The organism is Litorivicinus lipolyticus, assembly GCF_009650135.1.
Classification (GTDB): Bacteria; Pseudomonadota; Gammaproteobacteria; order Pseudomonadales; family Litorivicinaceae; genus Litorivicinus; species Litorivicinus lipolyticus.
Genome location: NZ_CP045871.1, coordinates 790,777 through 813,487 on the forward strand (window position 1 = coordinate 790,777; position 22,711 = coordinate 813,487).

At 59.9% G+C, this 22,711-nt stretch carries 22 protein-coding genes; 9 read left to right on the forward strand and 13 right to left on the reverse strand.

The genetic code is table 11. The annotated features are described in order from the left end of the window. The first annotated feature begins 63 nt into the window (after window positions 1-63). The 3 genes from edd to GH975_RS04060 are packed head-to-tail and all read left to right on the forward strand — an operon-like array spanning window position 64 to window position 4,196. Window positions 64-1,881, forward strand: a complete 1,818-nt coding sequence (gene edd, locus GH975_RS04050) for a phosphogluconate dehydratase (RefSeq protein ID WP_153713291.1) — start codon at window positions 64-66, stop codon at window positions 1,879-1,881. Next, a complete protein-coding gene (glk, locus tag GH975_RS04055; protein ID WP_153713292.1) occupies window positions 1,874-2,884 on the forward strand; it encodes a glucokinase in 1,011 nt (336 codons plus the stop codon). Before edd ends, glk begins: the two co-directional genes overlap by 8 nt. Beyond that, window positions 2,877-4,196: a GH1 family beta-glucosidase gene (locus tag GH975_RS04060; protein ID WP_153713293.1), complete on the forward strand. Its 1,320-nt coding sequence runs from the start codon at window positions 2,877-2,879 to the stop codon at window positions 4,194-4,196. The genes glk and GH975_RS04060 overlap by 8 nt, the downstream gene beginning before the upstream one ends. 51 nt (window positions 4,197-4,247) lie before the next feature. Here GH975_RS04060 and GH975_RS04065 read toward each other — a convergent pair whose 3' ends face one another. The 5 genes from GH975_RS04065 to eda all read right to left on the reverse strand — a co-directional run bounded on the left by GH975_RS04065 (window position 4,248) and on the right by eda (window position 9,779). Next, on the reverse strand, window positions 4,248-5,396 hold the full coding sequence (locus GH975_RS04065; RefSeq protein ID WP_153713294.1) for a carbohydrate ABC transporter permease: 1,149 nt from the start codon (window positions 5,394-5,396) through the stop codon (window positions 4,248-4,250). Continuing rightward, entirely contained in the window at window positions 5,393-6,391 is a 999-nt protein-coding gene (locus tag GH975_RS04070; protein WP_153713295.1) for a carbohydrate ABC transporter permease, read from the reverse strand. The genes GH975_RS04065 and GH975_RS04070 overlap by 4 nt, the downstream gene beginning before the upstream one ends. A gap of 70 nt (window positions 6,392-6,461) precedes the next feature. Then, a complete protein-coding gene (locus GH975_RS04075; RefSeq protein ID WP_153713296.1) occupies window positions 6,462-7,826 on the reverse strand; it encodes an ABC transporter substrate-binding protein in 1,365 nt (454 codons plus the stop codon). 91 nt (window positions 7,827-7,917) lie between these two features. Beyond that, on the reverse strand, window positions 7,918-9,033 hold the full coding sequence (locus GH975_RS04080) for an ABC transporter ATP-binding protein (protein ID WP_153713297.1): 1,116 nt from the start codon (window positions 9,031-9,033) through the stop codon (window positions 7,918-7,920). Window positions 9,034-9,149: 116 nt separating this feature from the next. After that, on the reverse strand, window positions 9,150-9,779 hold the full coding sequence (gene eda, locus GH975_RS04085; RefSeq protein WP_153713298.1) for a bifunctional 4-hydroxy-2-oxoglutarate aldolase/2-dehydro-3-deoxy-phosphogluconate aldolase: 630 nt from the start codon (window positions 9,777-9,779) through the stop codon (window positions 9,150-9,152). An 86-nt stretch (window positions 9,780-9,865) separates the two neighbouring features. Here eda and hexR point away from each other — a divergent pair, with 86 nt between their 5' ends. From hexR to GH975_RS04105, 4 genes are all read left to right on the forward strand, one after another. Next, window positions 9,866-10,762, forward strand: a complete 897-nt coding sequence (hexR, locus tag GH975_RS04090; protein WP_153713299.1) for a transcriptional regulator HexR — start codon at window positions 9,866-9,868, stop codon at window positions 10,760-10,762. Next, a complete protein-coding gene (locus GH975_RS04095; RefSeq protein ID WP_153713300.1) occupies window positions 10,759-11,268 on the forward strand; it encodes an SCO family protein in 510 nt (169 codons plus the stop codon). Before hexR ends, GH975_RS04095 begins: the two co-directional genes overlap by 4 nt. 114 nt (window positions 11,269-11,382) lie before the next feature. Further along, the gene (acs, locus tag GH975_RS04100; RefSeq protein ID WP_153713301.1) at window positions 11,383-13,335 is read left to right on the forward strand and encodes an acetate--CoA ligase; all 1,953 of its coding nucleotides are present in this window, start codon (window positions 11,383-11,385) and stop codon (window positions 13,333-13,335) included. An 80-nt stretch (window positions 13,336-13,415) separates the two neighbouring features. Then, entirely contained in the window at window positions 13,416-14,069 is a 654-nt protein-coding gene (locus GH975_RS04105; protein WP_153713302.1) for a response regulator, read from the forward strand. Here GH975_RS04105 and rnt read toward each other — a convergent pair. Next, window positions 14,066-14,704 carry a ribonuclease T gene (gene rnt / locus GH975_RS04110; protein ID WP_153713303.1) on the reverse strand — a complete coding sequence of 213 codons (639 nt, stop codon included), beginning with the start codon at window positions 14,702-14,704 and terminating at the stop codon, window positions 14,066-14,068. The genes GH975_RS04105 and rnt overlap by 4 nt on opposite strands. A 73-nt stretch (window positions 14,705-14,777) precedes the next feature. Here rnt and GH975_RS04115 point away from each other — a divergent pair, with 73 nt between their 5' ends. Both GH975_RS04115 and GH975_RS04120 read left to right on the forward strand, forming a co-directional pair. After that, complete coding sequence (locus tag GH975_RS04115; protein ID WP_153713304.1) at window positions 14,778-15,701, forward strand: MotY family protein; 924 nt, start codon at window positions 14,778-14,780, stop codon at window positions 15,699-15,701. Between the two features lie 49 nt (window positions 15,702-15,750). After that, the gene (locus tag GH975_RS04120; protein ID WP_153713305.1) at window positions 15,751-16,968 is read left to right on the forward strand and encodes an argininosuccinate synthase; all 1,218 of its coding nucleotides are present in this window, start codon (window positions 15,751-15,753) and stop codon (window positions 16,966-16,968) included. 129 nt (window positions 16,969-17,097) lie between these two features. On the opposite strand, the gene nth is transcribed toward GH975_RS04120, so the two are convergent. Genes nth through rsxA form a run of 7 tightly spaced genes read right to left on the reverse strand, consistent with a single transcriptional unit; the run spans window position 17,098 to window position 22,703 of the window. Further along, window positions 17,098-17,739: an endonuclease III gene (nth, locus tag GH975_RS04125; protein WP_153713306.1), complete on the reverse strand. Its 642-nt coding sequence runs from the start codon at window positions 17,737-17,739 to the stop codon at window positions 17,098-17,100. Then, window positions 17,736-18,446, reverse strand: a complete 711-nt coding sequence (locus tag GH975_RS04130) for an electron transport complex subunit E (protein WP_153713307.1) — start codon at window positions 18,444-18,446, stop codon at window positions 17,736-17,738. The genes nth and GH975_RS04130 overlap by 4 nt, the downstream gene beginning before the upstream one ends. Further along, window positions 18,439-19,050 (reverse strand): electron transport complex subunit RsxG, encoded by a 612-nt coding sequence (rsxG, locus tag GH975_RS04135; RefSeq protein WP_153713308.1) that lies wholly within the window; start codon window positions 19,048-19,050, stop codon window positions 18,439-18,441. Before rsxG ends, GH975_RS04130 begins: the two co-directional genes overlap by 8 nt. Then, window positions 19,047-20,069: an RnfABCDGE type electron transport complex subunit D gene (locus GH975_RS04140; RefSeq protein ID WP_153713309.1), complete on the reverse strand. Its 1,023-nt coding sequence runs from the start codon at window positions 20,067-20,069 to the stop codon at window positions 19,047-19,049. Before GH975_RS04140 ends, rsxG begins: the two co-directional genes overlap by 4 nt. Next, the gene (rsxC, locus tag GH975_RS04145; protein ID WP_153713310.1) at window positions 20,066-21,577 is read right to left on the reverse strand and encodes an electron transport complex subunit RsxC; all 1,512 of its coding nucleotides are present in this window, start codon (window positions 21,575-21,577) and stop codon (window positions 20,066-20,068) included. Before rsxC ends, GH975_RS04140 begins: the two co-directional genes overlap by 4 nt. Next, a complete protein-coding gene (gene rsxB / locus GH975_RS04150) occupies window positions 21,574-22,125 on the reverse strand; it encodes an electron transport complex subunit RsxB (RefSeq protein WP_153713311.1) in 552 nt (183 codons plus the stop codon). The genes rsxC and rsxB overlap by 4 nt, the downstream gene beginning before the upstream one ends. Beyond that, on the reverse strand, window positions 22,122-22,703 hold the full coding sequence (gene rsxA, locus GH975_RS04155; RefSeq protein ID WP_153713312.1) for an electron transport complex subunit RsxA: 582 nt from the start codon (window positions 22,701-22,703) through the stop codon (window positions 22,122-22,124). Before rsxA ends, rsxB begins: the two co-directional genes overlap by 4 nt. Between the last annotated feature and the right edge of the window lie 8 nt (window positions 22,704-22,711).

The window sequence follows — 22,711 nt, forward strand, 5'->3', positions numbered from 1 at the left end:
TCTGGCATAAAACTGCAATACACTTAGCTAAATAAACAAGATATAGCCCCGGAGGGCCCCTGCATGCACCCGACACTTGTTGCCGTAACCGAGCGAATTATTGAACGCAGCCGTGATTCGCGCGCCCGTTACCTTGCCATGATCGATCAGGCGGCATCGGATGGCCCGATTCGGGGCAGTTTGTCATGCGGCAACTTGGCGCACGGTTTTGCAGCCTGCGGCTCGACCGACAAGCAGCGCTTAAAGATGATGGATTCGGCCAACATTGCCATCATCAGCTCATACAACGACATGCTCAGCGCCCATCAGCCGCTGGACGGGTACCCCGAGATCATTAAAAAGTCGTTGTCGGACATTGGATCCGTTGGCCAGTTCGCCGGCGGTGTCCCGGCCATGTGTGACGGGGTTACCCAGGGCCGTGCGGGCATGGAACTCAGCTTGCTGTCACGCGATGTGATTGCCCAAGCCACGGCGGTGTCGCTGTCACACGACATGTTCGATGGCATGTTGTTATTGGGTGTGTGCGATAAAATCGTCCCGGGGTTGCTGATCGGTGCACTGCGCTTTGGTCATTTGCCGGCAATTTTGGTGCCTGCGGGCCCCATGCCCAGCGGTCTGCCGAACAAAGAGAAAGTGCGCATCCGGCAACTTTACGCCGAGGGCAAAATTGGCCGCGACGAATTGCTCGAGGCCGAGTCGGCGAGTTACCACAGCCCCGGTACCTGTACCTTTTATGGCACCGCAAACACCAACCAGATGATGCTCGAAATTATGGGGTTGATGTTGCCCGGCGCCGCTTTTGAAAATCCCGGCACCGAAATCCGTGACGCCATCACCCGCGCCACTGCGGAGCGCGTCGCCCGCAGCACGCACCTGACCGGTGATTGGACGCCGATGGGCCGTGTGGTCGATGAAAAGTCCGTGATCAATGGCTTGGTCGGCCTGCTGGCGACCGGCGGCAGCACCAACCATACGCTGCACATGGTCGCGATCGCCGCGGCTGCCGGTATTCGATTGACTTGGGAGGACTTCGACGCGTTGTCCGCCGTGGTGCCCCTGTTGTGCCAGGTCTACCCCAACGGTCAGGCCGATGTGAACCACTTTAAAGCAGCCGGCGGTATGCCGTTCGTGATCCGCGAGCTGCTGGACGCTGGACTGTTGCACGATGATGTCACCACCGTGGTCGGCCGCGGTATGCGTGCCTATACCCGCGAGGCCTGGTTGAACAACGGTGTACTGGACTACCGCAGCGACGACGTGGTGTCGGGCGACCTGGAGGTCGTGCGCCCCGTATCCGCCCCGTTCCAGCCCGAGGGCGGTATGAAACTGCTGAATGGCAACCTGGGCAAGGCGATCATCAAGATCAGCGCGGTCCACGCCGACTACCATGTGGTCGAAGCGCCAGCGGTGGTGTTTGAACACCAAGACGACATCAAAGCAGCCTTTGAAGCGGGTGACTTGAACCGCGACTGCATCGTCGTGGTGCGCGGCCAAGGACCGCAAGCCAACGGCATGCCGGAACTGCACAAACTGACCCCGTTTCTGGGCGTGCTCCAAGACAAGGGCTATCACGTGGCCTTGGTCACCGACGGGCGTATGTCCGGCGCCTCGGGCAAGGTCCCGGCGGCAATTCACCTGAGCCCGGAAGGGGTTGCCGGCGGCTTGATCGGTAAAGTCCGAGACGGCGACGTGCTGCGACTGGACGCGACCACGGGCGAACTGTCGTTGCGAATTGATGCGGGGGAACTGGCGGCACGTGACAATCGGTGTCAGGTCAAACTCGAGCGCGGCATGGGCCGTGAACTGTTCGCGCAGCAACGTCCAGTGGCGCTACCGGCGGAACTGGGCGGTGGCATCTTGGGTGACCTGACCCTTGTCTAAGGCACGGGTCCGCGCGCGTGCGGTGGTCGGTGACATCGGCGGCACCAATGCGCGCTTCGGCGCGCTACTGACCGACGACCCGCACGCGTTATCGGATATACGCGTATACCCCTGTTTAGATTTTGAGGGATTGGCGGATGCGTTTCAGATGTACCTGGCCGACAGCGGACTTTCGACCGACTGTTTAAGTGTCGCCATGGCCTGCCCGGTTGAACGGGACATCGTCAAGATGACCAACAACCACTGGCAGTTCTCAAAGCGCGAGCTGTTGGCGCAGCTCGGACTGGCCGAGTTGCGGGTGATCAACGACTTTACCGCCCAGTCCTTGGCGGTGCCGCTGTTGACCGACGACGAACAGCTGGTTTTGCATGCCGGCGAGCCGGGCTTACCCAAGCCCAAGCTGGTGATTGGCCCGGGCACCGGGCTCGGAGTGGGTGGGTTGGTGCCGACGGCGAATGCTTGGGTCCCGATTGTCTGCGAGGGCGGTCATGTCGCCGCCACCGCGACCACCGCCGAGGAATCCCAGGTCATCGACTATTTGCGCGAACGTTTTGGCCACGTCAGCGCCGAACGCCTGATCAGTGGCCAGGGCATCGAGAACCTGCACGAAGCTTTCTCGCACTTGGCCGGCGAGACCGAACCCGAGGACTGGACCGCCGCCATTATCGCGCGCCGGGCCCAGGAAGGTCGGGACGAGCTGAGCGTAAAAAGCCTGAACACCTTTTGCGCCATGCTGGGAACCACCGTCGGCAATGCCGCGGTAACGCTGGGTTCATTGGGCGGTATCTATCTGTGTGGCGGTATTCTGCCGCGCATGGTCGAGTTTTTACTGGCCAGCGAGTTCTTGCACCGTTTGCACCACAAAGGCCGCTTTGAACGCTACATGCAAAGCATGCCGGTTATATTAGTCACGGCCCCCTATGCCGGCTTGTTAGGCGCGGCCGCGGCGGTCGACAATACCCACCTGGACTATATTGGCAGCGTAGAGCGACGACATGATTGATCAAAAATTATCCGCAACCAGCGCGTTGCGTGATCCAGGCTTCGAGTTTGGTGTCGCGACCTCGTCTTTTCAGATTGAAGGGGCGACCCGGGTTGATGGCCGCCGCGACAGTATTTGGGACAGTTTCTGCCGCCAGCCCGGTCGAATTCTGGATGCCAGCAATGGCGATATTGCCTGCGATCACTACCACCGCTTCGAATCGGATCTGGATTTGATCCGCGAGCTAGGCTTTCAGCACTACCGGCTGTCGTTGGCCTGGCCGCGTCTGATTGATCGCAATGGACGCTTAAACACCCGAGGCGCGGATTTTTATCGGCGCCTGCTGGAAGCCTGTCATGCTCGCGATATCACGCCAAACGTGACGCTGTATCACTGGGACTTGCCCTCGGATTTGAGCGGTGGCTGGCTCAACCGTGACACTGCGTTTCGGTTCGCCGATTACGCCGCGATCGCCGTGCGCGCGCTGGGCGACGTCATGCCGCGCATTGCGACCCTGAACGAGCCCTGGTGCTCGAGCATTCTGAGTTATGACATCGGCGCTCATGCCCCGGGCCATGAAGACCGCGCCGAGGCGCTGACCGCCGCCCATCACCTGATGTTGGCCAGTGGCCTGGGACTTCAGGCGATGCGCGCGGAACGCGCCGACAATAGTTTGGGCTTGGTCCTGAACCTTGAGTCGCTGGTCGCCGTCAGTGAGGACGACCAGCCGGCCCGGGACCTGGCGCATGCCGAGCGCAATCGGTTTTGGCTGGATCGATTGGCGGGGCGTGAACCGGCCCCTGAGCTGATGGCCCAGGGCCGCGTTCCGGAGCAGTCCGGCGACGCGGCGATTATGGCCACGGCACTGGACTGGCTGGGCATTAATTATTACACCCAAAGTCAGGTCAGCCGCGCCGATAACCGCCGCGGTTACGACACGGCGACTCGGGCCGGCGTTGAGAAGACCCACATTGGGTGGGACATAGCGGCCGATGGGCTGACTGAATTGCTAGTTGAGTTTGACCGTGATTACGACTTGCCGCCGGTCTACATCACCGAAAACGGCGCGGCCTGCGATGACGTCATGGGTGTCGACGGCGTCAATGATGACCAGCGCATTCGCTATTTCCGCGATCACTTGGCCGCCGTTAACACGGCGATCGAGGCGGGTGTCGACATCCGCGGCTATTACGCCTGGTCGTTGATGGACAACTTCGAGTGGGCATTTGGCTACACCCAGCGCTTTGGGCTGGTGTACGTCGATTATTCAACCCAAGTGCGCACGCCAAAATCCTCTGCGCTGCAGTGGCAACAGTTTTTGGGCGAGCGCTAGGGCCGATCGCGCGCTAGCCGGGGCCGACAGGCGGCCCGGTTAGCACGCCGTCTATTTGACGGAGCCGGCGACCAAGCCTCGAACGAAGAATCGCTGCAGGCTAAAGAACACAATCAGCGGCAAAATAATCGTGATGAAGGCGCCCGACGTTAGCACCTCCCAGTTCGATCCGCGGGTGCCTAAGAGCGCGCGTAGTTGCGCGGTCAATACGATTTGATCCTCGGCCTGCCCCAAGAACACCAGCGCTACCAGCAAATCGTTCCAGACCCAGAGGAACTGGAAAATCGTGAAGCTGGCCAGCGCCGGTACCGACAGCGGCAACACGATCTTGGTGAACACATGGAAGTGCGAGGCGCCGTCCACCCGGGCACATTCGATCAAGTCTTTGGGCAGCGACTTCATGTAGTTGCGCATCAAATAGATGGCCAACGGCAGGCCAAACCCGGTGTGTGCCATCCACACCCCGGCATAACCCTTGGCCTCGATACCGAGCGCGTTGCCGATGTCACTGTATAGACGCAGCAGTGGCACCAACGAGGTCTGCAGCGGAACCACCAGCAGCCCAATCACGCAGGCAAACAACCAGTCGCGGCCCTTGAACGGCATCCAGCTAAAGGCGTAGGCGGCGAATGCGGCCATCAATACAGGGATGATGGTGGCCGGGATGGTCACGGTTAGGGTGTTGATAAACGCCTGGCCAAGGCGCCCCTCGGTCAGCACCTCTTTGTAGTTCTCGAGGGTGAAGCTGGCGGGCTTTTCGTAGCTGAAAAACATCCGCTTGCCGCGCGACCCGGTGAAGGGTTCGTCCGGCGACACAAAGCGGTAATAACCGTCACCATCGATGCTTAGGGTAGTGCCATTACGCAGCGTCACCGTGGCCCCCGGCGCGCCTTCATCCGGGGTGCGCTGGCTGCCGCCAAAGGCGATAATGTTATAGCCAGTGGCGGCAATTTCGAGGCGACCACTTAAGACCCAGCCTTGGTCGGTTTTGACTTGCTGATCCGGGTTTGCGGTGCGCTCAAACACGGTTTGATTGGAGGCCGATAAGGCCGTCCACCAGCCACTTTCGGCCAGGGCGTCTTTGTCGCGCACCGAGCTGATTAACAGCCCAAGCGTCGGCACGATCCATAAAATAACCAGTGCCAACAGTCCGGCGGACGCGGCAATGCGCGCCAATGGTCGATCTGCGGGCTTGCTCATCGACCCATCTCCTCTTGCTTAAAGCGGCGAATATTCCAAATCATAATCGGCACGACCGACAGCATCAGCACAATGGCGATGGCGCTGCCTCGGCCAAAGTCGCCGGCGCCACGGAACATCCAGTCGTACATCAGATTGGCCAATACTTGGGTTTCCCATTGGCCGTTGGTCATGGCTAAAACGATGTCGAATACCTTGAGCACCAGGATCGCGATGGTCGTCCAGACCACAATGATGGTGGCCATGATTTGCGGGATAATGATTTTGAAGAAAATTTGAATCTCGGTGGCGCCGTCAATGACCGCAGCCTCCAGGGTTTCTTCCGGGACACCGCGCAGCGCCGCGCCCAAGATGACCATGGCGAATCCAGTTTGGATCCACACCAAAATGATCATCAACAGCACGTTGTTCCACAGCGGAGTTGCGAGCCAAAACTGGGCTTCGCCGCCGAACGCCACGACCAGTGCGTTCAATACGCCAATCTGGTTGGCGACGTCGCCGTTGTAGTGATAGACGAATTTCCAAATGACCGAGGCGCCGACGAAGCTGATGGCCATGGGCATAAAGATCACAGACTTGGCGACGGTGCCCCAGCGGGAGCGGTCCGCCAGTACGGCAATAACCAAGCCAAATACGGTCGACAGCGTCGGCACGATCAGCAACCACATCAGGTTGTTGCGCAAGGTCACGTGAAATTCGGGGTCGTTAAATAGCCACAGGTAATTCGAAAATCCGACGAACTCGGAGCTGTTTTCGTTTTTGAACGATAGGTACAGGGTTTCGAAGACCGGATAGACCAGGTAAACGAATAGGAACAGTAGGGCTGGACCTACAAAAAGCCAGGGCCGTATTTGCTCGCGCAACACCTCTTTGTTGGGCCGGCGAGAGCGCCCAATTAAGCTGTCTAAAATCGCGTTCGAAATCCAAAAGTACGCCAGGATTCCGAGGACGCCGATGATAATGGCGATGAGGGCCGAGGTGATGTGCTCTGACATTTTGTAGCACCAACGTAGGGTGAAAAAATCAGGGGGCCGTATGGCCCCCCAACTAGGGCGAACGCATCAATTACTTGATGGCGTCCCACGAGGCTTGGATCTCGGCGGCGACATCTTCGGCACTTTTGCCGTTGGTGTAGTCAACCATACCGGTCCAAAACGCGCCGGCACCGATGGCGCCGGGCATCATGTCCGATGCGTCGAAACCAAATGTCGTAGCGTTCAGGAAGATCTCACCTTGCTTGCGCAGCACGTCCGACGAGTAAGCCGCCAGGTTAGCTTTGGAGTGGGGCGTCAAGAAGCCTTCGCCGGCCATCCAAATTTCGTGCGCGATGGGCGAGGTCAGGTAGTCCATCAGCACGTGGCTGGCCTCCGACTCGTTCATCATGGTGACCAAGGTACCGCCGCCCAGTACGGGCTTGCCCAGGTCTTTGCCTTCGTAGGCCGGGAAGTAGAAGAAGTCTACGTCCGTGCCAACGGCGTCACCCTGGTATTCTTCGGGGAAGAAGGCGGGGATGAATGACGCCTGGCGGTGCATGTAGCACTTGGCCGGTGATTCAAACAGGCCCTTGGGGCTGTCGCCAAAGAAGACCGAAGCCAGTGATGAAGCGCTGCCGTCGACGTAGTCGTCGTTGAGGGCAAAGAAACCAAAGGTTTCGATGGCGTTCACGATGCGCGGGTCGGTGAACGGAATGTCGTTCGAGACCCACTGGTCATAAACGCTTTTGGGCTGGGTGCGCAGCATGATGTCTTCGATCCAATCGGTCGCAACCCAACCGGTGGCGCCGCCGGATTCCATGCCGATACACCAGGGCGTGCCGCCGTCGTCAACGATCTGATCGGTCAGCGCAATCAGCTCTTCCATGCTCTGGGGGATGTCGTAGCCGGCTTCTTCGAAGTTTTCGGGTACATACCAAACCAAAGATTTCAGGTTGACGTTGTAGGCCAAACCGTACATCGCAGCCTCGCCGTTGGCGCCGGCATAGGTGCCCAGATCGGCCCAGCTTTGGCCCGCTGCGTAGTCACCGACGACGGTGTTTTTGACGCTGTCTTTGAGTGCGACCAACTCGCCTTGGGCGGCCAATTCAGAAACCGTGCCGGGCTGGGGCCATGCGGCCAGGTTCGGGCTGTTGCCGGCTTTCATGTCGACCAGCACCAGCTGTTCGAAGTCGTTTGAACCGTTGTATTGGACCTTGGCGCCGGTCGCTTGCTCGAAATACGCCAACACGTTTTTCAGGTTGGCTTCGTCGCCAGAAATCCACGGGCCATCGAAACGAATCTCTTGGCCGCTCAGGTCCATTGATTCAAATTTGCTAAGGCTGTCCCACGAAAAACGGGTGTCGTCTTTCGAGAACGGTAGGTGGCCACCGGCAACAGCGGCGCTGCTGACGAGGGCGGCGCTGATAGCAACCGCGAGGGAGGTGCGTGTAGACATAGGTTTAGCCTCATTGATTTTTTTTGTTGGTGGGGGTGTTTCTGAGTCTGTGCCCGTCCACCGCTGGGCACACACCTGGGTTATCTAAAGCTCAGGCGGCGCCGGCGATGGCTTGCAGGGCCGGCAGCGCTTGGTCATTGGCATCAAACAGGTGGATGCGATCGTTGGGGACGCCGACGGTAACGGTGTCGCCACGTGCGGGTGCATTTTCGCCGTCGACCACCACCACCAGCGGGCCATCTTCGCCCTCGCGCTCCATATACAGCATGGCTTGGTCGCCGAGGTGTTCAACCACCATCACCTTGGATTCGATAAAGAAGTCACCGCTGCCGTCCAGCGTCAGGTGTTCCGGGCGCACCCCCAACGACAGCGTTTGCCCTTTCAAGTCCGGGCTTGCTTGGCGCGTTACGCTGGCGCCATGGCCTTCAAACTCAATTTGGACACCGTTGTCGGTACCCGTGCAGGCCACGCTCAAAAAGTTCATTTTCGGGCTGCCAATGAAGCCGGCGACGAACTTGTTGGCCGGATGGTGATAGAGGTGCAGCGGGGCGCCGACCTGTTCAATGCGGCCGGCGCTGAGTACGACAATTTTGTTGGCCAGGGTCATCGCTTCGACCTGGTCGTGGGTCACGTAAATCATGGTGTTTTTCAGCTCGCTGTGGAGCTGGGCAATTTGGATGCGCATTTTGACGCGCAGCGCTGCGTCCAGGTTCGACAAGGGTTCGTCAAACAAAAATACCTGCGGCTCGCGCACGATGGCGCGTCCAATGGCGACACGCTGGCGCTGGCCGCCGGACAGTTCCTTGGGTTTGCGGTCCAGCAAGGTGTCCAGTTGCAGGCCGCGGGCGGCCTCCATCACGCGCTTGTCGATGTCGGCTTTGTCGTGCTTGGCCAGTTTTAAGCCAAATTCCATGTTTTCACGCACACTCATGTGCGGGTACAGGGCGTAGCTTTGAAAGACCATGCCGATGCCGCGTTCTTTCGGTGTTTTGTCGTTGACGCGTTCGTCGGCGATCAGCAGATCGCCACCGCTAATGTCTTCAAGACCGGCAATAACGCGCAACAGGGTTGATTTGCCGCACCCGGATGGGCCGACAAAGACGACGAATTCGCCGTCTTTGATGTCTAGGTCAACGTCGTGAAGGGCGTGGAAGGCTTGCTTGCCCTCGTAGACTTTATTGATTTTTTTGAGCGTGACGGATGCCATCGGTGGCCTCTCTTATTGTTGCGTGTCGTGGGGCGCGAACCCCTTACCTTCCGCAAAGGGTACCACCACGGCCAACAAAATATTAGGCCCAGGGGGTGTACCGGTTGGCGGTTAGCTTAGCCAGTCCAACCTGCGGCACGGGCCATTTTCACGGCGTCGCTGGCGTAAAACTCGATTTGCATGGGGTCCGCGTCTTTCGGCGTCAGCCAGGTACCGCCAACACAGACGACGTTGTCCAGAGCCAGGTAGTCCGCCAGGTTGGCTGGTTTAACGCCGCCAGTGGGGCAGAACGAAACGCCCTTGAGTGGGCCGCCAAAGGCTTTGATCGCGGCGACGCCACCATTGATTTCAGCCGGGAAGAATTTGAACTCGGTGTGGCCAAACTCCATGCCGCGCATGATATCGCTGACGCTGGCGACGCCCGCCAACAAAGGAACCGGGCTTTGCTCGGCGGCACGCCATAGTGTGTCGGTGGCACCGGGGCTGACCGCGAACTGGGCGCCGGCTTCGACCACGCGTTCCAAGTCGTTCGGATTCAATACCGTGCCGGCGCCGACAATGGCACCCTCGACTTCAGCGGCGACGGCCTTGATGCAGTCAATCGCGCTGGCCGTTCGCAGGGTGATTTCCAGCACCGGTAAGCCGCCGGCGACCAAGGCTTTGGACTGCTCGATGGCTTGCTCAACGTTGTCGAACGCGAGCACGGGGATGACGGGGGCAGTTTGCATTAGGGCCAAGGGTGTCATGACGAATCTCCATAAGGGGTGGTCTAAGAGTAGCGGAACGAATCTAGTAATAAAACGACATTGACATTGGTTTTTCCAAGAGGTTCATGGGTAAGGCCCGGATTGAGGTATATTTCCGAACAATTGTTAGGGAGAGGTCAGTGCTCGATCGCATTCAGCAACAAAAAGACGGACTTAATCGGTCCGAGAAGAAAGTCGCCGAGGTCATACTGCAAGACCCGCAGGCCGCTATCCGCAGCTCGATCGCCGCGTTAGCCAAGCTGGCAGGCGTTAGTGAGCCAACGGTCAATCGTTTTTGCCGCAGTTTCGATGCCAAGGGCTTCCCCGATTTTAAGCTGGCGTTGGCGCAAAGCCTTGCCAGTGGGACACCCTATGTCAGCCAAGTGGTCGATCCGGACGACTCGGCGTCGGAATATTCCGACAAAATCTTTGCCGCCAGCTCCGCTGCGCTTGAAAAGGCACGCCGTCAGTTAGCACCGTCGGACGTCGAAAAAGCGGTTGATATGCTGATTCAAGCACGCCAGATTTTGTTTTTCGGCATGGGCGCCAGCGCCGCGGTCGCCCAGGATGCCCAGCACAAGTTCTTTCGCTTCAACATTCCGGTGCTGGCGTACTCGGACAGTTTGATGCAGCGCATGCACAGTGCGGCCTTGCACACCGGTGATGTGGTCGTGGCTATTTCCCACACCGGGCGCACCCGGGGCATTGTCAGTGCCGCCAAGATTGCCCGCGAGGCCGGTGCCCATGTGTTGGCGTTGACGTTGGACGGATCACCACTGTCCAAGGTCGCCAGTTTGACGCTGTCGGTGGAGCCGCCCGAGAACACCGACATTTACCTGCCGATGGTGTCGCGCCTGGTCCAGCTAACCTTGTTGGACGTGTTGGCGACGGGGGTCATTTTGAAACGCGGCCCTGACTTTGCCGAGCACCTGTTAAAAGTTAAAAATGCGATCCGCGATACCCGTTTAAGCGACATTGAATGAAGCCCTGGAAAGTCGCCGCGCTGTCGGCATTGGTGTTAATGCTGTTGATGACCTGGCCGTTTGTGCGCGCGATTATTTCGCCACCGACGGCGGCGGTTGAGTCCCAACTCGGCGGCGATTTTGAACTGGTCCGCCAGGACGGTGAAACGGTGGCCTTGTCGGCGCTAGCGCGAGAGGGCGGCTGGCTGACATTTATGCACAGCGACTGCGGCGTGGCGTGCGAGGACGAACTGGCACACCTAAGCGCGCAGACTCCGTTGCCGATCATTGTGGTCAGCACCAACCCCGAGGTCGACTCGCCTGAACGCTTGGCACAATGGCTGGGTAGTCGCGCTCAAATCATCGGTCTGACGGGCTCCGGCCAAGCGGTGGCAAGGGTGGCGGCGCGTTACCGGTTGCCGATCAGTGGCACCGACGAGACCCTGGAGTATCCGCTGCGCTGGTACCAATTGGGGGCCGCCGGCTCGCTGATCAAGTTATGGCCAGCGGGCGTGGTACTCGACTAATAGCGAGTACCAGACTCAACCAAAGGCTAATCGGGGTTTGCGTCGTAAACCCCTATGCTCTTTCCCGATGAAGCACTGATGTGCCAGCGTTTGAACTTCAAAGGAAAATAACGAATGAGCGATCATAAGGTTTACCCGGTTTCGGCCGAATGGGCCGCCTCTGCCTGGGCTGATGAAGCCAAGTACAACGAAATGTATGCCGAGTCGGTTAATAACCCGGACAAGTTTTGGGGTGAGCAGGCGCGTGCCACCATTGACTGGATCAAGCCTTTTCATCAGGTCAAAAACACCTCATTTGAACCCGGCAACGTCAGCATCAAGTGGTTTGAAGACGGCACGCTTAACGTAGCGGCCAACTGCCTGGACCGTCATTTGGCGACCCGGGGCGATCAAACGGCGATTATTTGGGAAGGCGACGACCCCAGCAGCGACGAACATATCAGCTACCGCGACCTGTACGAACGCGTCGGCAAGTTTGCCAATGCCTTGAAAGCTCAGGGCGTTAAAAAAGGCGATGTCGCCACGCTGTACATGCCGATGATCCCCGAAGCGGCGGTGGCAATGTTGGCGTGCGCGCGCATTGGTGCGGTCCACTCGATCGTCTTTGGCGGCTTCAGCCCGGACGCCTTGGGCGTGCGTGTCGAAGAATCCGGCTCCAGCATCATCATCACCTCGGACGAGGGTCGCCGTGGCGGCCGTCGCGTACCGCTGAAAAAGAACGTCGACGCGGCGATTGCCGGTATGGACAATCCGGCGTCGGTTAAAAGCGTGGTCGTGGTTAAGTGCACCGGCGGCGACGTCGCATGGGACACCGACCGTGATCATTGGTACCACGAATTGGTCGCCGGTCAGTCGGTCGATTGCCCCGCCGAAGAAATGGGCGCCGAGGACCCGCTGTTCATCCTGTACACCTCGGGTTCGACCGGCAAGCCCAAGGGCTTGGAACACACCACAGGCGGCTACATTGTTTACGCCGCGATGACGCACAAGTACGTGTTTGATTACAAAGACGGCGATGTTTATTGGTGCACCGCGGACGTCGGTTGGGTCACTGGCCACAGCTACATCGTCTACGGCCCGCTGGCCAATGGCGGCACCACCGTGATGTTCGAAGGCGTGCCGACCTACCCCGATGCCAGCCGTTTTGGCCGCGTCATCGAAAAGCACAAGGTCAACCAGTTCTACACCGCGCCGACCGCGATTCGTGCGTTGATGCAAAAAGGCGACGACGTCTTAGGTGACTCGGACTTGTCGAGCCTGAAGCTGCTCGGCAGCGTTGGCGAGCCGATCAACCCGGAAGCCTGGAACTGGTACAACGACATCATGGGCAAAGGCGAGTGCCCCGTTGTCGACACCTGGTGGCAGACCGAAACGGGCGGCATCATGATTGTTCCGCTGCCCGGCGCGACCGCTGCTAAGCCCGGCAGCGCCAGTCGCCCGTTCTTTGGCGTACAGCCCGCACTGGTGGACAACGAAGGCAACCTGATCGAGGGCTCCGGTGACGGCAACCTGGTCATCTTGGATGGGTGGCCAGCCATTGCCCGCAGCTGCTGGGGCGATCCGGCGCGCTACGAGGAAACCTACTTCAGCACCTTTAAAGGCATGTACTTCACCGGTGACGGTGCACGCCGTGACGATGATGGTTACTACTGGATCACGGGCCGCGTCGATGACGTGATTAACGTGTCCGGTCACCGCATGGGGACCGCCGAAGTGGAATCGAGCTTGGTTGCCCATGCGGCGGTGGCGGAGGCCGCGGTTGTCGGTTACCCGCACGCCATCAAAGGCCAAGGCATCTATGTTTATGTGACGCTGCAAGCGGGCGTTGAGGCGACTGACGAGCTGCGTAAAGCCTTGGTTGGGCACGTACGTACCGACATCGGGCCGATCGCATCACCGGACTTGATCCAGTGGGCGCCGGGATTGCCGAAAACGCGCTCAGGCAAGATCATGCGGCGGATTCTGCGTAAAATTGCAGCGAACGAGCACGACCAGTTAGGTGACACATCGACACTGGCCGATCCGGCTGTGGTGGATGATCTAGTAGCGAACCGTATGAACCGATAAGATCGGTTGATGCCGAACCCGCCTGAGTTTCGCTCCGGCGGGTTTTTTGGTTTAGGGATAACTGAATTGCGAGGCTTTAGATGACGACGAAAATTATTGTGGCGGACGACCATCCGTTGTTCCGTGCGGCATTGACCGGCGCTTTGGCATTTTTGGACGACGCTGAAATCATCGAAGCGGCCAGCATGGGCGAGGTTCAAACGCGCTTGGCCGAGCACAATGACGCGGATCTGGTGCTGTTGGATTTGAATATGCCGGGGGCAAACGGGTTTTCAGGGCTGGCGTTTTTGCGTGGGCAAATGCCGGAATTGCCTGTGGTCGTGGTTAGTGGTGCCGAAGACGGCAGCACGATCAACAAGTGTATGGATTTAGGCGCCAGCGGTTTTATCCCCAAAAGCGCACCACTCAGCGTATTGTCAACGGCAATTGGCCAAGTTTTGGACGGTGGCGAATACCTGCCCGAAGGGGTCGATCTGAATGCTGAATCCTTCAGTGATGAAGAAGCCCGCTTGGCGGCTGCGATCAGTTCGTTGACGCCGCAGCAGTTCCGGGTCATGTCGATGTTGACGCAGGGTTTGTTGAACAAGCAAATCGCGTATGACTTGGACGTCAGCGAGGCGACGATTAAGGCTCACGTCACCGCGATCTTGCGCAAATTGGGTGTCAACTCGCGGACTCAGGCGGTGATCGTTTGTCAGCGCCTGGATTTGGCCGAGTTCGAAACCCCGAGCTAGGCCGGTTCTCCGGCCGGCGGCCAGCCGCCCAGTTCACGCCAGCGATTGACGATGGCACAGAACAAGTCAGCGGTGCGCGCGGTGTCATAGCGCGCGCTGTGGGCTTCATGCCCGTCAAAGTCGATGCCGGCTTCTTTGCACGCGCGTGCTAACACGGTTTGGCCATAGGCCAATCCGCCTAGGGTTGCGGTATCAAAGCAACTGAACGGGTGGAAAGGATTGCGCTTAATGCCCGTGCGTTCGACCGCGGCATTCAAAAAATTCAAATCAAAGTGAGCGTTATGCCCAACCAACACGGCGCGCGTGCAGCCGCTGGCTTTGAGTGCGCTGCGCACAGGTTTGAAGGCTTGGCCGAGGGCTTGGTCTTCGGCTTGGGCTAGGCGCAGCGGGTGGTAGGGGTCAATCCCGGTAAACTCGAGGCTTTTAGGGTCCAGGTTGGCACCTTCAAAGGGCACAATATGAACGCCTGTGACCTCGCCCGGTTCCATCATGCCTTTTTCGTTGAGGATGATCGGGCACACCGCCAATTCAAGCAGGGCGTCGGTTGCTGCGTTAAAACCGGCGGTTTCAACGTCAACAATTACGGGCAAGAAGCCGCGGAAACGGTCTTTCATAGTCGGGTTCGGGTTTTCCATAGGGCGCAAAGGATACCTGCGCCACGTGCATTGCACTACTACAGTTTGGCGGTGAAACGCCGATAAAGGCTGGATGAAGCGATTATTGTTAGCAGGCCTGATCGGCCTGTCGGCCGCGGCGAACGCCCAGGTCATTTATTCGAACCCGCCGTACCTGTCGGAGTGGACGGTGCAATCGAGCCCGGTTCAGTGCGTCCTGTCGCAACCGATCGACGGCTACGGGGCGGCTATTTTCACCCAGGACGCGGGGCGTCGTGCGCGCTTTCAGTTGGACGCTTTCCGGCCGGTTCACCGCAGCGGCGAAGCGGCCATGGTCGCCCGTCCAGGCTCCTGGCGGCCGGGCGAAAGTGGCAACTACTTGCAACAGATCACGACCCGCCAGCAACGGCCGGCGATCGATACCCAAGGCGAGGTGGTCCAAAGCGCGGTCAACACCTTGCTAGAAGGGTGGCAGTTGGTGGTGGTCGACGGTGACCTTGAAGTGCGCTTGCAACCGGCACGCTTCCCGCCGGCCTACCGCGACTGGGTCGATTGCCTGGGAGCTTTGCTGCCGGTCAATTTTGCCGACGTTGAACGCAATTTACTGTACTTCGAAAAAGGTCAAAATCGATTAACGGCGGAGCACCGAGCGTTGCTGCGCGAGGTTGCGGACTACATGCGCCAGGACAAGGCGGTGACCGGTGTCTTTATCGATGGCCACACGGATGACGAGGGTGGGTATTTGGAAAATGAGGACGCCTCGCGTCTGCGCGCCGAGCAGGTCGGACGATTTATGGAGTCCGAAGGCATCGATCCGCAAAAAGTCGTGATCCGTTTCCATGGCGAATACTATCCTGTCGCGACCAATATCACGGTGGCGGGGCGTGCGGCTAACCGCCGTGTCAGCGTCCGCATGGAGCGCAACGGCATCGCGCCGAATCAACGGGCCGATGTGGTTGCCTACGACCGTCGCGTGGACAACGCGCCGCCGCGCCTTCCGCCCACAGTAGATGACTAAATCCTCGTAAATCGGTAAGCTCGCGTCCCTCGAAACTAAGGAGTTGGGCGTGAGCAATATCAACAAAGTCGTACTGGCCTATTCAGGCGGTCTGGATACATCCGTGATCGTGAAATGGCTGCAGGAAACCTATCAGTGTGAAGTCGTCACCTTTACCGCTGATATCGGTCAAGGCGAGGAAGTTGAGCCAGCTCGTGCCAAGGCCGAAGCACTCGGCGTCAAAGAAATTTATATCGAGGACCTGCGCGAAGAGTTCGTCCGTGACTACGTCTACCCGATGTTCCGCGCCAACACGATTTATGAGGGCGAGTACTTGCTCGGCACCTCGATTGCGCGCCCATTAATCGCCAAGCGTTTGGTTGAAATCGCCGCCGCCACTGGCGCTGACGCCATCAGCCATGGGGCGACCGGCAAAGGCAACGACCAAGTCCGGTTCGAGCTGGGCGCCTATGCGCTGGCACCGGGTATCCAAGTGATCGCGCCGTGGCGCGATTGGGACCTCAACAGCCGCGAAAAGCTGATGGAGTACTGTGCCGACAACAATATCGAAGTCGACATGAAGCGCGGTAAAAAGAGCCCCTACTCAATGGACGCCAACTTGCTTCACATCAGTTACGAGGGCGGCATCCTTGAGGATCCGGCCAGCGAAAGCGAAGAAGACATGTGGCGCTGGTCGGTCAGCCCCGAAGCAGCCCCGGACACGGCGCGCTACATCGAAATCGGCTTTGCCAACGGCGATGCAGCAACATTGGACGGCGAAGCCCTGTCCCCGGCGACCATGTTAGAAACCCTGAACCGCATTGGCGGCGAAAACGGCATTGGTCGAACCGATATCGTTGAAAACCGTTACGTCGGTATGAAAGCGCGCGGCTGTTACGAAACCCCCGGCGGCACGATCCTGTTGAAAGCGCACCGGGCGATTGAATCGATCACATTGGATCGTGAAGCGGGCCACCTCAAAGACGAGTTGATGCCGCGCTACGCCAGCCTGATTTACAACGGTTACTGGTGGTCGCCGGAGCGCAAAGCGCTACAGGCCCTGATCGACCAGACCCAGGACGTGGTTAACGGCACCGTCCGGTTGAAGCTCTACAAGGGCAACATCATGGTCGTTGGCCGCGCCAGCGAGGGCAGTCTGTTTGACGCCACGATCGCATCCTTCGAAGACGATGGCGGCGCTTACGATCAGGCTGACGCAGCCGGCTTCATTAAGCTGAATGCGCTACGACTTCGCATTGCCGCGAAGCTGGGTCGCAAGCTCGACTAATTCCGTGCGCTGTCGTTCGGCGCACTGATAGCCACCTAGGCACCCTCGGGCTGACATAGTTGTTCAGCCGGAAGGTGCCTTTTTTACGTTTGGACTGTCCCGAGTCGGCGGGGTGACGTTGACCTGTTTCTAGTCCAGGTACTCGCGCTTTTCGTTGAATTCACACAGGTCCTCGATCAGGCAGCGGCCGCACTCGGGTTTGCGAGCCTTACAGGTATAGCGCCCGTGCAAGATAAGCCAGTGGTGGGCATCGACCAAAAACGCTTTGGGTACGTGCTTCATCAGCCCGTCCTCGACCTGGCGAACGGTTTTGCCTTTGGCGATTCGGGTGCGGTTGCTGACCCGAAAAATATGCGTGTCCACGGCCATGGCGGCGTGACCAAAGGCGGTGTTCAAGACCACGTTGGCGGTTTTGCGGCCGACGCCAGGCAATGCTTCCAGTGCTTCGCGGTCCTCGGGCACCTCGCCGCCGTGCAAGTCCAGCAACAAGCGACAGGCCTTGTGAACGTTTTCGGCTTTGGAATTAAACAAGCCGATGGTTTTGATGTAACCCTTTAAACCGTCAACGCCCAGGTCGTAAACGGCTTGGGGGGTATTGGCGACTGGGAACAGCTTGCGCGTGGCTTTGTTAACGCCGACATCGGTGGCTTGGGCGCTCAGTGTCACGGCCACTAACAGCTCAAACGGCGAGGCGTATTCCAATTCGGTTTTCGGCGCCGGGTTTTCGTCACGCAGCCGGGTAAAGATTTCGAGGCGCTTTTGGGCGTTCATTTGGCAATTTCACCGGTCACTCGGACCCGCTTGCTGCCGGCGACGACCTCGGTGGTGGCCAAGCGCCGAACGCGAATATCCCAGGCCTGTTTGGCTGCAATCATAAAGCCCAGCAAAATAAAGGCACCCGGCGGCAGTATCGCGATCAGCACACCGGGGTAGTTGTCCGGTGCCACCTCCATGCGCCAGTGGCGTGCGCCCTCGCCAAACAGCAGCTGGGCGCCATCCAACAGCGTACCCTGGCCGATCAGCTCGCGAATCGCACCCAGCAGCACCAGCACCGCCATGAACCCAAGCCCCATCCACAGCCCATCAAGCAGGGCCGGGAGTGGGCTGTTTTTGCGCGCGAAACCGTCCGCGCGTCCCAAGATGGCGCAGTTCGTCACGATCAACGGTATAAATAACCCCAGCACCTGATACAGCGAATAGGCGTAGGCCTGCATCAGCAATTCCACGCAGGTTGTGAAAGCCGCGATAATCATCACAAACGCGGGTAAACGAAGGTGGTCGGCGACATGGTGTCGGATCAGCGAGACCGCCAGGTTCGACCCCATTAACACGAACAGGGTCGCCAGACCCAAGCCGGTGGCATTGATGACGGTGCCGGACACCGCCAGCAACGGGCACAGCCCCAGCAACTGAACCAGCGCCGGGTTGTTCTTCCACAGGCCGTTCCAGGCCAGCGCTTTGTAGTCCGTATCAGCCATTCGGGGTTGCCTCTAGCAGCGCACGGCCGCGATCTTGATACCACTGCAATGCGCGTTCCACCGCAGCGACCACGGCACGGGGCGTGATGGTGGCGCCGGTAAAGGCGTCAAAGTCGCCGCCGTCCGGGCGCACCGCCCAGTTGCGGTTGTTCAAATGGGTGCCGTCGAAGTCGCGTACCCAGGGACTTTTGGCCAGGTCGATCTTGTCGCCAAGGCCGGGTGTTTCACGGTGTTGGGTCACCCGAACGCCACTGACGGTACCGTCTGGGGTGATGCCAATGACCATAGCAATGGGGCCGCTGTAACCCTGGGTCGTGACCACTGGAATGGCGTAGCCGGTCAGGCGGTCGTCGAGCCGCCCAACACTGACGGTCAGGGCGTCCGGCGCGCCCAACGCCGGTACCGCAGCCAGTACCCGCGCGTCGGCCAAAATTTCGTTGTTGTGTGCCGGCAGCACCGCGCGCAAGGCGGCGCGGGCGACTTCGGCCTGGTTGTACTCAATCCGTTCGTCGGTGGCGACTTGGGTCAGCGCCACGGCGCCGGCGGTGACCAGACCAAACAGGCTGAGCGAAATTGCTCCGCGCGACATCAGCGCTAAAATCATGAGCGTTTCTCCAGCACCGGGCCTTTACGGGCACGGCTGTGACCGTAGATACGCGGGCGCGTGTACTGGTCCAGCATCGGCGCAGTCAGGTTCATTAACAACACCGCAAAGGCGATTGCGTCGGGGTAGCCGCCGTAGGTTCGAATCACCCAGGTCAGCAGGCCGACGCCGGCGCCAAAGGCGAAACGCCCGCGTGGGCTGGTCGCCCCGGTGACCGGGTCGGTGACAATAAAGAAGGCGGCGAAGACCGTGGCACCGGTTAGCAGGTGCATCGACAGGGGTACAAATTGGTCGCTGTCAAAGCCAAACAAGCCGGCCGGTACAATCAGCCCAATGAACAGCCCGGCGGGGGCGTGCCAATAGGTTGCACGGCGCCATAGCAAGTAGGCGCCGCCGACGCTCCAGGCCACCGCCAGCATCGCCCAGGGCCAAACGAACCCGTCTTTGAATAGGGCATCTTGGCGGATTTCGTTGGCCGTCAATCGGGTCGCCAGGTCTTTATAGCGGTCCAACGGTGTCGCCCCCGACCAGCCGTCGACTGCGCCAAATTGATGCCCCAACGTCGCCGCCAAATCCGGCACGCGGCTGGGCGACACCCAGGTCGTGGTCATGGCCACGGGGAAGCTAATCAGCAGCACCGCATAGGCGAGCATGGCGGGGTTAAAGGGGTTGTGACCCAAGCCGCCGAACAGCTGTTTGCCCAGGCCAATCGCTAACATACCACCCAGCAACGCCAGCCAAAACGGTGCCAGCGGCGGCAGCGACAGCCCGATCAGGGCACTGCCGACCAAGGCCGACAGGTCCGTCAGCCGCGGCGCGATTGGACGCGCGCGCAGCCGCAGCACCGCAGCTTCTGTGGCGACCCCGGCGATTAGCGCCAACAGCACGTTGGTCAGCACCCCGGGGCCGTACAGCAGCGTCATGACCACCGTGCCCGGTATCAGTGCCAGCAGCACATCGCCCATGACTTGGGTGGTCGAGCGCGCACGGCGATGGTGCGGGGAGGGCCGTTCAATCATGAGGCGTCCTTTTTCTTGGCGCGGGCGCGTTCGACCGCGGCCTGGACCTGGGCTTTGCGCGGATCATCGCCCCCAGCTTTGGCCGCCTCGAGGGCCTGTGCTCGGGCCGCTCGTTTGGCCGCTTTGGCGGCCGCTTCGGCATCCAGTCGGGCTTGGCGGGTTTCAAATCGGTCGCGGGCGCGGTCACTTTTGACCTGGTCCAGCGCGCGTTGGCGCAGTTGGTCTTTGCCGTGGCGGTAGTAGCTGACCAGCGGGATCTGGCTGGGGCAAACATACGCACAGGCACCGCATTCGATACAGTCCATCAGGCCTTCGGCCTGGGCGCGCGGCGCGTCGTCGGCCTGGATCTGCCAAAACAGGGTCTGAGGCTGCAGCGATGCCGGGCACACCGTGGCGCAGTCGCCGCAGCGAATACAGGGCTGCTGTGCGGGCACCTCGGCGGGCGGTGCGATCAGCAAACAGTTGCTGGTTTTGATCACGCCGGCGTCCAGCCTGGGCACCTGAAACCCCATCATCGGGCCGCCCATAATAACGTTCGCGTGTTCGTCGGCACCGGCTAGCCGGGCCAAATCAATCAGCGGTGTGCCCAGCGCGACACGCCGGTTGCCAGCATCCGATGCGCCTTCGCCGGTCAGCGTGACCAGGCGGTGCGTCAACGGCCGCCCGTACTCAATGGCATCGCGAATCGCCACCAAGGTGGCGGGGTTGTGCATGTGATAGCCCAGTGCTTGCGGCAGTTGACCGGCCGGCACTTGCTCACCGGTCAAGATTTCAATCAGCTGCTTTTCGCCACCGCTGGGGTAAACCGTCGGACACACCCACAGCTCAGCCGCCAATTCCGGCCAGTCACCTATGGCGACCTCGAGCGCGGCGATGGCCTCGGGTTTGTTGTCCTCGATGCCAATCAGCACGCGGCTGGCGCCGATCAGGTGTTTGACCCAGCTGGCGCCGGCCAAGATATCGTCAGCACAGGCCCGAGCCAGGGCATCGTCGCAGCTGATGTAGGGCTCGCATTCGGCCATGTTAATAATCAGGGTGCGGACCGCTTTGTCCGCGGCCAGTTTGACGTGGGTTGGAAAGCCGGCGCCGCCCATGCCGGCGATGCCGGCCCATTCAATGCGCGCTATCAATGCGCTGCGATCGTGCTCGCGACTCAGTGGCGGTTGCGGCTCGCACCAACGATCCAGGCCATCCACCGTCAAACGTAGCCCCGGGCCGCATTGCCCGTAGGCGTCGGTGGCTGGCAGGTCGTCGATGTAGTCGAGGGTGCCCGAGGTTGGCGCGTGCCAGGCCTGGGCAAAGGTACCGGTGCCGCGGGCGATACAGTCCCCAGCCAACACCTGGGCGCCGTCGGCGACCACCGGTTCAAGGCCATGGCGGCCGGTTTGAAGGCTGAAGACCAATGTGTCGGACAACGCAGTCGGCCGGATGGGGACCTGGCATGACAGGTCTTTGTGCTCGTCCGGGTGGATGCCGCCGGTTAGGCTGTGGGTGGCGTGGTGAATCATTGGGCGCGGTCCGTGGCGATGATGTCAGACGGCAGCGGCCAGGTCGGCAATCGGCCCAGCTCGACCATGTCGATACAGTCGACCGGGCAGGGTTCTAGGCACAGGTCACAGCCGGTGCACTCGGATTCGATCACGGTGTGCATCAGTTTAGCGGCGCCTAAAATCGCGTCCACCGGGCAGGCTTGAATGCACTTGGTGCAGCCGATGCACTCGTCCTCGCGAATGATCGCGACCATTGGCGGTTTTTCGTGGCCGTGCTCGGCATCCAGGCTAGGCGCATCGACGTCGAGCAACTCAGCCAGCGCGTTGATGGTTTCTTGGCCGCCGGGCGGGCACTTGTTGATGTCTTCGCCGGCGGCGATGGCTTCGGCGTAGGGCCGGCAGCCGGGGTGGCCGCATTGGCCGCATTGGGTTTGCGGCAGTAACTCGTCGATGGTGTCGACCAGTGGGTTGCCCTCGACCCGAAAACGTTCGACTGCCCAGGCCAATAGGGCGCCGCCGGCAAGGGTCAAGATGGCCGCGGCCACGATTGCAGCGATCACCGTCATGGCGCGGTGACTCCGCCAAAGCCCATGAATGCGAGCGCCATAATACCGGCGCTAATCATGCCAATGGCCGGGCCCTGAAAGGGCGCCGGGATGTCGGCGCGGGCCAGCCGCTCGCGCAGCGAGGCGAATAAAATCAGCACCAACGAAAAACCCGCGGCGGCGCCAAAGCCGTAGATCAACGACTCGAAGAAGTTGTGCGCCTTGCCCAAATTCAGCAACGCCACCCCCAGCACCGCGCAGTTGGTGGTGATCAACGGTAGAAAAATACCCAACACTTTGTACAGCAGCGGGCTGGTCTTGCGGACCATCATTTCGGTGAATTGGACCGCGATCGCAATGCCCAAAATAAACGCAATGGTGCGCAGGAATTCAACCTCCAGCGGCACCAACAGATAGGTGTAAATCAGGTAGCTGGCGGCGCTGGACAGCGTCAGTACAAAGGTCGTGGCCAGCGACATGCCCAAGGCCGAGTCAATCTTGGTTGACACCCCAAGGAACGGGCACAGGCCCAGGAACTGGACCAACACAAAGTTGTTGACCAGCACAGTGCCTACCAAAATTAGAACAATGTCGCTCACTCAAGGTC

Coding starts and splice junctions, on each gene's coding strand:
- edd (WP_153713291.1), top strand. CDS start 64: ATGCACCCGACACTTGTTGCCGTAACCGAGCGAATTATTGAACGCAGC.
- GH975_RS04060 (WP_153713293.1), top strand. CDS start 2,877: ATGATTGATCAAAAATTATCCGCAACCAGCGCGTTGCGTGATCCAGGC.
- GH975_RS04065 (WP_153713294.1), bottom strand. CDS start 5,396: ATGAGCAAGCCCGCAGATCGACCATTGGCGCGCATTGCCGCGTCCGCC.
- GH975_RS04070 (WP_153713295.1), bottom strand. CDS start 6,391: ATGTCAGAGCACATCACCTCGGCCCTCATCGCCATTATCATCGGCGTC.
- GH975_RS04075 (WP_153713296.1), bottom strand. CDS start 7,826: ATGTCTACACGCACCTCCCTCGCGGTTGCTATCAGCGCCGCCCTCGTC.
- GH975_RS04080 (WP_153713297.1), bottom strand. CDS start 9,033: ATGGCATCCGTCACGCTCAAAAAAATCAATAAAGTCTACGAGGGCAAG.
- eda (WP_153713298.1), bottom strand. CDS start 9,779: ATGACACCCTTGGCCCTAATGCAAACTGCCCCCGTCATCCCCGTGCTC.
- hexR (WP_153713299.1), top strand. CDS start 9,866: ATGGGTAAGGCCCGGATTGAGGTATATTTCCGAACAATTGTTAGGGAG.
- GH975_RS04095 (WP_153713300.1), top strand. CDS start 10,759: ATGAAGCCCTGGAAAGTCGCCGCGCTGTCGGCATTGGTGTTAATGCTG.
- acs (WP_153713301.1), top strand. CDS start 11,383: ATGAGCGATCATAAGGTTTACCCGGTTTCGGCCGAATGGGCCGCCTCT.
- GH975_RS04105 (WP_153713302.1), top strand. CDS start 13,416: ATGACGACGAAAATTATTGTGGCGGACGACCATCCGTTGTTCCGTGCG.
- rnt (WP_153713303.1), bottom strand. CDS start 14,704: ATGGAAAACCCGAACCCGACTATGAAAGACCGTTTCCGCGGCTTCTTG.
- GH975_RS04115 (WP_153713304.1), top strand. CDS start 14,778: ATGAAGCGATTATTGTTAGCAGGCCTGATCGGCCTGTCGGCCGCGGCG.
- nth (WP_153713306.1), bottom strand. CDS start 17,739: ATGAACGCCCAAAAGCGCCTCGAAATCTTTACCCGGCTGCGTGACGAA.
- GH975_RS04130 (WP_153713307.1), bottom strand. CDS start 18,446: ATGGCTGATACGGACTACAAAGCGCTGGCCTGGAACGGCCTGTGGAAG.
- rsxG (WP_153713308.1), bottom strand. CDS start 19,050: ATGATTTTAGCGCTGATGTCGCGCGGAGCAATTTCGCTCAGCCTGTTT.
- GH975_RS04140 (WP_153713309.1), bottom strand. CDS start 20,069: ATGATTGAACGGCCCTCCCCGCACCATCGCCGTGCGCGCTCGACCACC.
- rsxC (WP_153713310.1), bottom strand. CDS start 21,577: ATGATTCACCACGCCACCCACAGCCTAACCGGCGGCATCCACCCGGAC.
- rsxB (WP_153713311.1), bottom strand. CDS start 22,125: ATGACGGTGATCGCTGCAATCGTGGCCGCGGCCATCTTGACCCTTGCC.